The organism is Streptomyces sp. NPDC057010, from assembly GCF_042673805.1.
Classification (GTDB): domain Bacteria; phylum Actinomycetota; class Actinomycetes; order Streptomycetales; family Streptomycetaceae; genus Streptomyces.
The window spans coordinates 1-11747 of record NZ_JBHUSC010000095.1; the positions used below are offsets into that span (position 1 = coordinate 1).

The window sequence follows — 11747 nt, forward strand, 5'->3', positions numbered from 1 at the left end:
CGCCCTTGACAGGCCGGCCCGCCCCGGAAGGACGATGGGACTGACGGGAAACCCCCAACCCTCCCTGCCCCCGGGTGCGCGGCCCCCGATCCCCCCAGCCCCCGACCAGCAGGCCGACTTCCCCGAGCGAAATGCCGAGGGGACCGACCCCGCTCGCCTTCCGGCCGCGTCGCGATCTCGCTACCGAGGGGGGCAAAGGCCCCGACCAAGCGGAAAGCCCCCAGCGATCAGCCCCCGCCACCCCCAAAACCCCGTACTCCTATCCCCCCGCCCCCGTAGGCAAGTGGTCCAGGCGCCGCAGGATGACGCCCTCGCGCAGGGCCCAGGGGCAGATTTCGAGCTCGTCGACGCCGAAGAGGTCCATCGCGCCCTCCGCGACCAGGGCGCCCGCCAGGAGCTGGTTCGCGCGGCCCTCCGAAACGCCCGGGAGGGTGGCCCGCTGGGCCGTGGTCATCGCGGCCAGGCGCGGGACCCACTCCTCCAGGGACTTGCGGGTCAGGTCCCGCTGCACGTAGAGGCCCTCCGCCGAGCGGGCCGCGCCCGCGATGCGCGCCAGCTGCTTGAACGTCTTCGACGTCGCCACCACGTGGTCCGGGGCCCCGAAGCGGCTGAACTCGTGCACCGTCCGCGCGATCTCCGCCCGCACGTGCCGCCGCAGGGCCCTGATGTCCAGGGCGTCCGGCGGGTCGCCCGGGAGCCAGCCCGCCGTGAGGCGGCCCGCGCCCAGCGGGAGGGAGACGGCGGCGTCCGGGTCCTCGTCGATGCCGTACGCGATCTCCAGCGAGCCGCCGCCGATGTCCAGGACCAGCAGCTTCCCGGCCGACCAGCCGAACCAGCGGCGCGCGGCCAGGAACGTCAGCCGCGCCTCGTCGTCGCCGCTGAGTACCGGCAGGTCGACGCCCGTCTCGGCCTTGACCCGGGCCAGCACCTCGTCCGCGTTCCTGGCCTCGCGCACGGCGCTGGTCGCGAAGGGGAGGACGTCCTCGCAGCCCTTGTCCTCGGCCGCCTGCACCGCGTCGGTGATGACCGAAACGAGACGCTCGACGCCCTCGGGGGTGACGGCTCCGTGCTCGTCGAGGAGCTCCGCCAGCCGCATCTCCACCTTGTGCGAGTGCGCCGGCTGCGGGCGCGCACCGGGGTGCGCGTCCACCACCAGCAGATGGACCGTGTTCGAACCCACATCCAGGACACCGAGTCTCATAGGGGGAAACGCTACTGCGACGAACGCGCGGCGGTTGTGTAAGGGGCGCTTAGGCTGGTGTTTGTGCCAAATACGAAGAAGGCCAACAAGGCCGGGTCGAAGAAGGACACCGGCAAGGGCAACGTGAAGGCCGGCGCCCTCAAGGCCAAGGCCGCCGTCCCCGACGAGAAGGGTCTGGACTCCCCCAGGGCCTGGGTGGAGTTTCCCGACCCCGCCGACGAGGAGCAGGTCTTCCGCTGCGACCTGACCTGGCTGACCTCCCGCTGGACGTGCATTTTCGGCCAGGGCTGCCAGGGCATCCAGGCGGGCCGGGCCGACGACGGCTGCTGCACGCTCGGCGCGCACTTCTCCGACGAGGACGACGAGAAGCGGGTCGCCTCGCACGTGGCGCGGCTGACGCCGGAGCTGTGGCAGTTCCACGACGTCGGCAGCGAGAGCGGGTGGACGCAAGCCGACGACGACGGGGAGAAGCAGACCCGCCGCTGGGACGGCGCGTGCATCTTCCTGAACCGGCCGGGGTTCCCCGCCGGGGCCGGCTGCTCGCTGCACATCCTGGCGCTGAAGGAGGGGCGCGAGCCCCTGGAGACCAAGCCGGACGTCTGCTGGCAGCTGCCGATCCGCCGCACGTACGAGTGGATCGACCGGCCGGACGACACCCGGGTGCTGCAGGTGTCGATCGGCGAGTACGACCGCCGCGGCTGGGGTCCGGGCGGCCACGACCTGCACTGGTGGTGCACGTCCGCGACGTCCGCGCACGGCGCCGGGGACCCGGTGTACGTGTCGTACCGGGCCGAGCTGACGGAGCTGATGGGCAAGGAGGGGTACGAGGCGCTGGTGAAGCTGTGCGAGGCGCGGCTGGCCTCGCTGCTCCCGATGGCCCCGCACCCGGCCGATCCGGCGCCGAACCAAACGCCGGACCCGGCCCCGAAGTCCGCCTAGGGCGCCTAGGGCGCCGGGGCCGGCGGACCCGGTTCCGGGGTAACGGTTCCCCCTGAGGACGGCGACGGCGCCGGCGTCGCCGACTCCGTGGGAGTGGGCGTCGGGGTCGGCGTAGGTGTGGGCGACGGCGGCTCAGGAGTCGGGGTCGGCGTCGGCGTCGGCCCCGGATCCGGCGTGGTCGGCTGCGGCGACGGCGGCTCCGGTGTCGGCGCCGGGCGCCCGCGGCCCTGGATGGAGACGACCGCCCCGCCCGGGTCCACCCCGACCCGGGCGCGCCAGGCGCCGACGGGCTGGGCTTCGGAGTCCACGTTGATCAGCAGGGTGACCGATTCTCCGGGGGCGAGCGTGCCCGCGGTCCGGCTGGCCCGCAGCCACGGCGCGTCGGACCAGAGCCGCCAGTCGACCGGGGCACCGCCGGAGGCGGTGAGGGTGAGCACGGTGGTGGCGCCGTGGGAGGACGCGGCGACGGTGAGCCGGCCGGGGGCTCCGGGGCCGGCGCGGTCGGGGGTCGCGGGCAGGCCTGCGCTGATCACCTCGACGGAGACGTCGGGGTCGGCGGTGCCCGGGGCGAAGCCGGGGCCGCCGGTGGTGGTGGCCGCGTTGCCGGTGTTCTCGTAGGCGGTGAGCGGGCGGCCGCCGACGTGCGGCGGCAGCGGGAGGTCGGATTCGCTCGCGGAGATGCGGGTGCTGTCCGAGCCGACGGGCTCGCCGGTGCTGGGCGCGCCCCGGTACGCCGCCCACAGCGCCAGGACCGGGGCGGCGACGACGGTGGCGACGACGGTGGTGGTCACGGCGCGGGCGCGCAGCCGGTCGCGGCGGGCGGCGCGGTCCTTGGGGTCCATCGGGAAGCCGGTGCGGTCGAAGCGCGGGCCGGGGCGCCGGCGCCGGCCCGAGCGGAGCATGGCGGTGTGGACGGCGGTGCGGGGCGCGGGGACGAGCGGCAGGGCGGCGGGGTTGATGCCGCCGGAGCCGGGCCAGGGGGCGGCCGCGCCGACGCGTTCGGCGACGCGGCGGCAGCGCGGGCAGTCGTCGACGTGGCGTACGAGCTCGGCGCGCAGGGTGGTGGACAGCAGCACCTGGCCGTCGCCGGTCAGCCGGGAGACCGTGGGGCAGCTGCCGGTCTCCACGACGGCGAGGGCGGCGCGGGTGCGTTCGACTTCGCAGGCCGCGCCGGAGAGCAGCTCCCGGGCGGTGGCGGCCGGGGTGCCGAGGACGGAGGCGAGTTCGGTGAGGCCGAGGCGGTGGCGGACGGCGAGTTCGAGGGCCTCGCGCTGCTCGGGGGTGGTCCCGGCGGCCTCTGGCCAGGCGAGGCGGGCCAGCTCGGTACGGCGGTAGGCGCTCACGTCGAGCGTGCGGTGCGCGCCGGGCGCCGGGCCGGCGTCGGAACCGCCGGGCCCGCCGGGCCCGCCCCGAGCACCCCCCGGCGCACGCCCGGGCCCGGTGTGCTCCGGCGCGCGCCGGGTGGAATGCGCTCCCTGCCGTGCGCGCCTCTGCTCCGCCAGTCGGTGCAGACAGCCCCAGCGGGCGAGGGCGTACAGCCAGGCCCGCCGGTCCCCTTCGCCGGGACATCGGCCGGGGTGCCGCTCGGCCACGGCGAGGACGTCGCCGAGCACGTCGGTGGCGGTGTCGTGGTCGCACAGGACCGACAGGCAGTACGTGAACAGGCCGTCCAGGTAGGGCTCGTGCCGGAAGGCGGGCGGCTGCTCCCCGTCGAGGGGCGTGCGCCCGTGCGCCCGGTGTGCGCCGGTGCGCGCTGAGGGGTGTGCCTGGTTGCTGCTGTCCACCTGGCGACCGTAGGCGGCGCGCCGGTTGCGCCCCGGAAGCCTTCCCCGGAATTAGCCCTTACGGGTGACGAGATCGGCGTGCCGCTGACAGCGCCCCTGACGCTCACGGCCCCCCGACCCGTCCGGCGCTGTCGGTGGCGGCGGCTACCGTGGGGCGCATGGCTGCCCGTACTGCTCGTTCATCCGCCAAGGACCGCCCGTCCTACCGTTGTACCGAGTGCGGCTGGACGACCGCGAAGTGGCTCGGGCGCTGCCCCGAGTGCCAGGCGTGGGGCACCGTCGAGGAGATGGGCGCGCCCGCCGTGCGCACGACCGCCGCCGGCCGCGTGTCGACCGCCGCGCTGCCGATCGCGCAGGTCGACGGGCGGACCGCCACCGCGCGCAGCACCGGCGTGGACGAGCTGGACCGCGTCCTCGGCGGCGGGCTCGTCCCCGGTGCCGTGGTCCTGCTCGCCGGCGAGCCCGGCGTCGGGAAGTCCACGCTGCTGCTGGACGTCGCGGCGAAGGCGGCCACCGATGAGCACCGCACCCTGTACGTCACGGGCGAGGAGTCGGCGAGCCAGGTACGGCTGCGCGCCGACCGGATCAACGCCCTCAACGACCACCTCTACCTCGCCGCCGAGACCGATCTCTCGGCGGTGCTCGGGCACCTCGACGCCGTGAAGCCCTCCCTCCTCATCCTGGACTCCGTCCAGACCATCGCCTCTCCCGAGATCGACGGCGCGCCCGGCGGCATGGCCCAGGTGCGCGAGGTGGCCGGGGCCCTGATCCGGGCCTCCAAGGAGCGCGGCATGGCCACCCTCCTCGTCGGCCACGTGACCAAGGACGGGGCCATCGCGGGCCCGCGCCTCCTGGAGCACCTCGTCGACGTCGTGCTGAGCTTCGAGGGCGACCGGCACGCCCGGCTGCGGCTCGTGCGCGGCGTGAAGAACCGGTACGGGGCCACCGACGAGGTGGGCTGCTTCGAACTGCACGACGAGGGGATCACCGGGCTCGCCGACCCCAGCGGGCTGTTCCTGACCCGGCGCGCCGAGGCCGTCCCCGGCACCTGCCTGACCGTGACCCTGGAGGGCAAGCGTCCGCTGGTCGCCGAGGTGCAGGCGCTCACCGTGGATTCGCAGATCCCCTCCCCCCGGCGCACCACCTCGGGCCTGGAGACCTCCCGCGTCTCGATGATGCTGGCCGTGCTGGAGCAGCGCGGCCGGATCACGGCGCTGGGCAAGCGCGACATCTACAGCGCCACCGTGGGCGGTGTGAAGCTGACCGAGCCGGCCGCCGACCTGGCGATCGCGCTCGCCCTCGCCTCGGCCGCCAGCGACGTGCCGCTCCCGAAGAACCTGGTCGCCATCGGGGAGGTCGGCCTGGCCGGAGAGGTCCGCCGGGTGACCGGCGTACAGCGGCGGCTCGCGGAGGCGCACCGGCTCGGCTTCACGCACGCCCTGGTCCCGGCGGATCCGGGCAAGGTACCGGCGGGGATGAAGGTCATCGAGGTGGCCGACATGGGCGACGCGCTGCGGGTGCTGCCGCGCGCGCGGTCCCGCAAGCCGGCCGCGGACCGGGCGGGCGAATAGCCGGTCGGAGGGTCCGTCCGGGGTCGTCGCAGGGCCTGCCTGGCCAAGCCACGGCGGGGCCGCAGCGGGCGCCGGTAGACTTCTGGGTGGTCCGCCCGGCCGTACGCAGGCGGCGCAACCCGCGACCGGAGGAGTGCAGTGGCAGCCAAGGACGGGGCAGCAGCACCCGGGAAGTCCGGCGCGAGCTCCAAGCACGAGGCGTTGATGCGCGCCTCGCTGAGCGCGGTAGCCCCTGGTCAGCCGCTGCGTGACGGCCTCGAGCGGATCGTCCGCGGCAACACCGGCGGGCTCATCGTCCTCGGCATGGACAAGACGGTCGACGCGATGTGCACCGGCGGGTTCGTCCTGGACGTGGAGTTCACCGCGACCCGGCTGCGCGAGCTGTGCAAGCTCGACGGCGCGCTCATCCTCGACAAGGACATCACCAAGATCCTGCGGGCCGGCGTGCAGCTGGTGCCGGACGCATCGATCCCCACGGAGGAGACGGGCACCCGGCACCGTACGGCCGACCGCGTCTCCAAGCAGTGCGGCTTCCCGGTCGTCTCGGTGTCGCAGTCGATGCGGCTGATCGCGCTGTACGTGGACGGGGAGCGGCGGGTCCTGGAGGAGTCCGGGGCGATCCTGTCGCGGGCGAACCAGGCGCTGGCCACGCTGGAGCGGTACAAGCTCCGCCTTGACGAGGTCGCCGGGACGCTGTCCGCGCTGGAGATCGAGGACCTGGTCACCGTACGTGACGTGACGGCCGTGGCGCAGCGGCTGGAAATGGTCCGCCGCATCGCGACGGAAATCGCGGAATACGTGGTCGAACTGGGCACGGACGGGCGACTGCTGTCGCTCCAGCTGGACGAGCTGACGGTCGGGATCGAGCAGGAGCGGGAGCTGGTGATCCGGGACTACGTGCCGGAGCCGACGGCGAAGCGTTCCCGCACGGTGGACGAGGCGCTGGCCGAGCTGGACGCGCTGACCCACGCGGAGCTGCTGGAACTGCCGATCGTGGCGCGGGCGCTGGGCTACACGGGCTCGCCGGAGACCCTGGACTCGGCCGTTTCGCCGCGGGGCTACCGGCTGCTGGCGAAGGTTCCGCGGCTGCCGGGGGCGATCATCGAGCGGCTGGTGGAGCACTTCGGCGGCCTGCAGAAGCTGCTCGCCGCCAGCGTGGACGACCTCCAGACCGTGGACGGCGTGGGCGAGGCCCGTGCCCGCAGCGTCCGCGAGGGCCTGTCCCGTCTGGCGGAGTCCTCCATCCTGGAGCGTTACGTCTGACGCCCGGCGGCCGCGCCGCTCCCGGCGCTCCGCCCCGGACCCCGCTCCTCCGGCGACGGCCCGCGGACGTCAGTCCTGCTTCAGCACGAACGAGGTGCGAGCCACCGGCATGCCGGGGGACTTGACCTCCACCACGTACGTGTCCGGAGCCGCGGACCCCGCCGGAGGCGTCTGGCACTGGCCGGGCGCGCTGAATCCGCGGTCCCACTCCAGCGACTGCTTCGTCTCGCCCTGTGCCGCGAGGCGGAAGAACGCGTTCCCGGCGCCCGCCGGGCAGTCCGCCGAGGACCACACCGCCTTGGTGCTGGTCGCCTGAAGGATGGTCAGGACCGCCTGCTTCGGGCCGAGATCGACCTTGCAGGTGGTGCCGGAGATGTTGCGGGCGATCAGTTCGAGGCGCGGCTTCTCGTTCGCCTCGTACTCGTTCTTCACGCTCTTGACCTCCCACTGGAGCGCGGTCGGCGCGCACGTGGGCAGCGGGGAGTCCGCGGGGACCGGTGCCGGGGCGCCACCGCCGGCGGCCGCGCCGCCCGCGCCCGGACCGGCGGCCGAACCGGAAGCGGAGCCCGGGTCGCCGTTCTTGCCCGCGCCGCCCGCGCCGCCGCCCTCCGAGCCGGTGGACGTGCTGCCGCCACCGCCCGACTCCGCACGCCCGCCCGGGGCCTGACTGATCGCCGGCCCCGTTCCCGCCGGGCCGGGGGTGATCGAGACGGCCGGGTCCGGGCCGGGGCTCTGGCCCTTTCCGTTCGTACTCGACTTCCCCCCACCGGAACTGACGGTCCATACGGCGAGGAGCGCGAGGAGCGCGACGACGGACGCCAGCACAGCCCTCCGTCGCCAGTAGATGGAGGAGGGGAGCGGCCCGACCGGATTGCGCAGAGATCCCACGAGCGGAACTTTACGAGAGTCCGCCGCCCTATCGGTGCCCCACATGCCGCGCATGCGTGCTCGATTTGCCGATGATCATCCTGCGGACGCAGTCCGGTGCCCCGGCGGTCCGTCGAGGGTCCATCGAGAATCAGCCAAGAGTCTGACGTTGCGGTTCACCGTTTCTTCGTACCTTCTGTAACCATGGACAGTTCCGGGCTTTATCGCGACATCACCGACTTCGCCCACTCCACGCCCGGCTGGGTCCGGTCGGTCTCCGAGGTGTGGACGGAGTACGGGCTCCTCCTCTTCGGCCTCCTCTTCACCGCCGTCTGGTGGCGCGCCCGCACCCGCCCCGGCCCCCGCCCCGTCGCGCTCGCCGTCCTCGCCCCGGTGGCCACCGCCGTCGCCTACGTCGCCTCCGAGGCCGTGAAGTCGACGGTGTACGAGGAGCGCCCCTGCCGGGCCGTCGCCGGCGCCGCCGCCCCGCTGATCAGGTGCCCGGCGCCCGGCGACTGGTCCTTCCCCAGCAACCACGCCGCCATCGCGGGCGCCGCCGCCGTCGCGCTCGCCCTCGCCGTACGCCGGCTGGCGCTGCTGGCCGTCCCGCTCGCGCTGCTGATGGCCTTCTCCCGCGTCTTCGTCGGCGTGCACTATCCGCACGACGTGGCGATGGGCCTGCTGCTGGGCGGTTCGCTGGCCGCCCTCCTCGTCCTGGCACTCGCCGGTCCGATCAGTACGATCATCACCGCCGTACGGGCGAGCGGAGTCCGCAGCGCTGTCTGGTTCACCGGCCCGGGCCCGGCGCGCGAGGGGCGAAACGTGCCAGGATGCCGTCTGCCATGACTGCATCCCCCGTATCCCCCGTTTCCCCGACGGACGACTCCCCCGACGTCTCCCACGCGCTGCACTCCCCCGTCATCGCGTGGTTCGACGAGCACGCCCGCGACCTGCCCTGGCGCCGCCCCGAGGCCGGCCCCTGGGGGGTCATGGTCAGCGAGTTCATGCTCCAGCAGACGCCCGTCAGCCGGGTCCTGCCGGTCTACGAGCAGTGGATCGCCCGCTGGCCCCGCCCCGCCGACCTGGCCGCCGAGGCCCCCGGCGAGGCCGTACGGGCCTGGGGCCGGCTCGGCTACCCCCGCCGCGCCCTGCGGCTGCACGGCGCGGCCGTCGCGATAACGGAGCGGCACGGGGGCGACGTACCGCGGGACCACGCGCAGCTCCTCGCGCTGCCCGGGATCGGCGAGTACACCGCGGCCGCCGTGGCCTCCTTCGCGTACGGGCAGCGGCACGCCGTGCTCGACACCAACGTCCGGCGGGTGTTCGCGCGCACCGCCACCGGGGTCGAGTACCCGCCGAACGCCACCACCGCCGCCGAGCGGCGCCTGGCCCGGGCCCTGCTGCCCGAGGACGAGGACACCGCGGCCCGCTGGGCGGCGGCCTCGATGGAGCTCGGCGCGCTGGTGTGCACCGCCAAGAGCCCCGACTGCGCCCGCTGCCCGGTGGCCGGCCTGTGCGCGTGGCGGCTCGCCGGGAAGCCTCCGCACGAGGGACCGGCGCGGCGCGGGCAGACGTACGCCGGGACCGACCGGCAGGTCCGCGGCCGGCTGCTCGCCGTGCTCCGGGAGGCGTCGGGCGCCGTTCCGCAGGCCGTGCTCGACACCGTCTGGGAGGAGCCGGTGCAGCGCGCCCGGGCGCTCGACGGGCTGGTCTCCGACGGGCTGGTGGAGCCCCTGGACGGCGGGTTCTACCGGCTGCCGCTCACCTGATCCACCGGCTGGCCCACCGGCTGCTCCACCGGCGCGGGACAACGGGATCCGCACCCGGCCCGAAGCTGACTCGCAGATTCCGCTTCCGGCCGGGAAACCCCAGCTCACGGGCACTGTTACACAACCTATGGGTGTCCGTGCGCCCACCGAAGGCTGGCCCGCACAGGCCCGTGACAACCCCTCCGTACCTTCGGATCCGTAAGCCAGCGGATGAGCGGTTGGTCGGAACGGAGGCGGTCTGAGATGGCGCACGGCGAGGTACTCGAATTCGAAGAGTACGTACGCACTCGGCAGGACGCGCTGCTGCGCAGTGCCCGGCGCCTGGTCCCGGACCCCACCGACGCGCAGGACCTGCTCCAGACCGCCCTCGTGCGCACCTACGGCCGCTGGGACGGCATCGCCGACAAGTCCCTGGCCGACGCCTACCTGCGCCGGGTCATGATCAACACCCGTACCGAGTGGTGGCGCGCCCGCAAGCTCGAAGAGGTCCCCACCGAGCAGCTGCCCGACGCGTCCGTCGAGGACGGTTCCGACCAGCGCGCCGACCGCGCCCTGCTGATGGACATCCTCAAGGTCCTCGCGCCCAAGCAGCGCAGCGTGGTCGTACTGCGACACTGGGAGCAGATGAGCACCGAGGAGACGGCTGCCGCGCTCGGGATGTCGGCGGGTACCGTGAAGAGCACTCTGCACCGCGCGCTGGCCCGCCTCCGGCAGGAACTGGAGAGCCGGGACCTGGACATGCGTGCGCTGGAGCGCGGTGACCACACCATCCGGCACGAAGGACGTGAGCGGTGCGCGGCCTGAACGGCCAAGGCCAGGGACTGACCGGCAGACGTTCGCTGGTCCTGATGTCGGCGGGGACGGTCGTCCTCGTCGGCACCGCCGTGTTCGCGGTCGGTTGCGCCACGGGCGGCACCGGCCTGCGCGACGGCGGCCCCGCACGGACCGACACCGTGTCCAAGACCACCCCCACGACCGCCTCCCACGACACCGCTGCCGCCGACGGCTCCTCGCCCTCCGCGACCGCCTCCGGCCGGCCGCTGAAGAAGGTCGACCCCGTCGCCCTGCTCAAGGCGGACCCGAAGGTCAGCGCCGAGATCAAGCGGGACCTCAAGCCCTGTACGGGCAAGGAGTACCCGGTCGACGTCAGCTACGGGAGGGTCACCGGCAGCCCCGTCGTCGACATCGTGGTCAACGTCCTGTCCTGCGCCGACGCGCTCGGCCGCGGCTCGTACGTGTACCGCGCGGACGGCGCGAAGTACGAGAATGTCTTCTCGGACGAGCAGCCACCCATCTACACGGAGATCGACCGGGGCGACCTCGTGGTCACGAAGCAGGTCTACGGGAAGAGCGACGCGCTCTCCTACCCCTCGGGCGAGGACGTGATCACGTACCGCTGGGACGGGGAGAAGTTCACCGAGCAGGACCGGGTCCACTCGGAATACAGCAACGTGGTCGACGGCGGGAGCCAGCCCGCCCCGGCCGCGAGTCAGAAGAACTGAGCACGAGGAACCGAGGCGAGGCTTCCGCATGGCCGAAACCCATGTCCTGTTCGTGGAGGACGACGACGTCATCCGTGAGGCCACGACCCTGGCGCTGGAGCGCGACGGGTTCGTGGTCACCGCCATGCCCGACGGCCTGTCCGGCCTGGAGTCCTTCCGCGCCGACCGGCCGGACATCGCCCTCCTCGACGTGATGGTCCCGGGCATGGACGGCGTGAGCCTGTGCCGCCGCATCCGCGACGAGTCCACCGTTCCCGTGATCATGCTGTCGGCGCGCGCCGACTCCATCGACGTGGTGCTGGGTCTGGAGGCGGGCGCCGACGACTACGTCACCAAGCCCTTCGACGGCTCCGTCCTCGTGGCCCGCATCCGCGCCGTGCTGCGCCGCTTCGGCCACGCCGGCGGCCCGCAGAACGGCGGCTCCGGCGGCTCCGACGACGACCAGGACGGCGAGCGCGGGGTGCTGTCCTTCGGCGACCTGGAGGTCGACACCGAGGGCATGGAGGTCCGCAAGGCGGGCGCCGCGGTGGCCCTGACCCCGACCGAGATGCGGCTGCTGCTGGAGTTCTCCTCCGCGCCCGGCACCGTCCTGTCGCGCGACCGCCTGCTGGAGCGGGTCTGGGACTACGACTGGGGCGGCGACACCCGCGTCGTCGACGTCCACGTCCAGCGCCTGCGCACCAAGATCGGACAGGACCGGATCGAGACGGTCCGAGGCTTCGGATACAAGCTCAAGGCTTGACCTCACCCCCTCCTTAGCGGGAGGGGATTCCCATCCTCGCGGGTGGGGTTTCCTGCTTCACCACGGACCGCCCCGACCGAGAGGAGGACTCCCGTTGAGGTCTTACACC

General features: G+C 73.7%; 11 protein-coding genes. 8 read left to right on the plus strand and 3 right to left on the minus strand.

The genetic code is table 11. The features are described from left to right. Nucleotides 1–259: 259 nt before the first annotated feature. On the minus strand, nucleotides 260–1201 hold the full coding sequence (locus tag ACFTXQ_RS35600) for a Ppx/GppA family phosphatase (protein ID WP_382649536.1): 942 nt from the start codon (nucleotides 1199–1201) through the stop codon (nucleotides 260–262). Nucleotides 1202–1324: 123 nt separating this feature from the next. Between ACFTXQ_RS35600 and ACFTXQ_RS35605 the strand changes: the two genes are divergently transcribed. Next, nucleotides 1325–2140: a hypothetical protein gene (locus ACFTXQ_RS35605; protein WP_382649560.1), complete on the plus strand. Its 816-nt coding sequence runs from the start codon at nucleotides 1325–1327 to the stop codon at nucleotides 2138–2140. Nucleotides 2141–2145: 5 nt separating this feature from the next. Here ACFTXQ_RS35605 and ACFTXQ_RS35610 read toward each other — a convergent pair whose 3' ends face one another. Continuing rightward, on the minus strand, nucleotides 2146–3924 hold the full coding sequence (locus ACFTXQ_RS35610) for a hypothetical protein (RefSeq protein WP_382649539.1): 1779 nt from the start codon (nucleotides 3922–3924) through the stop codon (nucleotides 2146–2148). A 158-nt stretch (nucleotides 3925–4082) separates the two neighbouring features. Between ACFTXQ_RS35610 and radA the strand changes: the two genes are divergently transcribed. Both radA and disA read left to right on the plus strand, forming a co-directional pair. Beyond that, the gene (radA, locus tag ACFTXQ_RS35615) at nucleotides 4083–5495 is read left to right on the plus strand and encodes a DNA repair protein RadA (protein WP_382649542.1); all 1413 of its coding nucleotides are present in this window, start codon (nucleotides 4083–4085) and stop codon (nucleotides 5493–5495) included. Nucleotides 5496–5633: 138 nt separating this feature from the next. Further along, nucleotides 5634–6758: a DNA integrity scanning diadenylate cyclase DisA gene (disA, locus tag ACFTXQ_RS35620; RefSeq protein ID WP_382649545.1), complete on the plus strand. Its 1125-nt coding sequence runs from the start codon at nucleotides 5634–5636 to the stop codon at nucleotides 6756–6758. A gap of 69 nt (nucleotides 6759–6827) precedes the next feature. Here disA and ACFTXQ_RS35625 read toward each other — a convergent pair whose 3' ends face one another. Further along, on the minus strand, nucleotides 6828–7646 hold the full coding sequence (locus ACFTXQ_RS35625; protein ID WP_382649548.1) for a hypothetical protein: 819 nt from the start codon (nucleotides 7644–7646) through the stop codon (nucleotides 6828–6830). Nucleotides 7647–7829: 183 nt separating this feature from the next. On the opposite strand from ACFTXQ_RS35625, the gene ACFTXQ_RS35630 reads away from it, so the two are divergent. From ACFTXQ_RS35630 to cseB, 5 genes are all read left to right on the plus strand, one after another. After that, a complete protein-coding gene (locus ACFTXQ_RS35630; RefSeq protein WP_382649550.1) occupies nucleotides 7830–8471 on the plus strand; it encodes a phosphatase PAP2 family protein in 642 nt (213 codons plus the stop codon). After that, nucleotides 8468–9394 carry an A/G-specific adenine glycosylase gene (locus ACFTXQ_RS35635; RefSeq protein ID WP_382649553.1) on the plus strand — a complete coding sequence of 309 codons (927 nt, stop codon included), beginning with the start codon at nucleotides 8468–8470 and terminating at the stop codon, nucleotides 9392–9394. Before ACFTXQ_RS35630 ends, ACFTXQ_RS35635 begins: the two co-directional genes overlap by 4 nt. A gap of 243 nt (nucleotides 9395–9637) precedes the next feature. After that, nucleotides 9638–10198, plus strand: a complete 561-nt coding sequence (locus ACFTXQ_RS35640; protein WP_382649555.1) for a SigE family RNA polymerase sigma factor — start codon at nucleotides 9638–9640, stop codon at nucleotides 10196–10198. Nucleotides 10199–10242: 44 nt separating this feature from the next. Continuing rightward, nucleotides 10243–10896 (plus strand): hypothetical protein, encoded by a 654-nt coding sequence (locus ACFTXQ_RS35645; protein ID WP_382649562.1) that lies wholly within the window; start codon nucleotides 10243–10245, stop codon nucleotides 10894–10896. 28 nt (nucleotides 10897–10924) lie between these two features. After that, complete coding sequence (gene cseB, locus ACFTXQ_RS35650) at nucleotides 10925–11638, plus strand: two-component system response regulator CseB (protein ID WP_382649557.1); 714 nt, start codon at nucleotides 10925–10927, stop codon at nucleotides 11636–11638. Nucleotides 11639–11747: the final 109 nt, after the last annotated feature.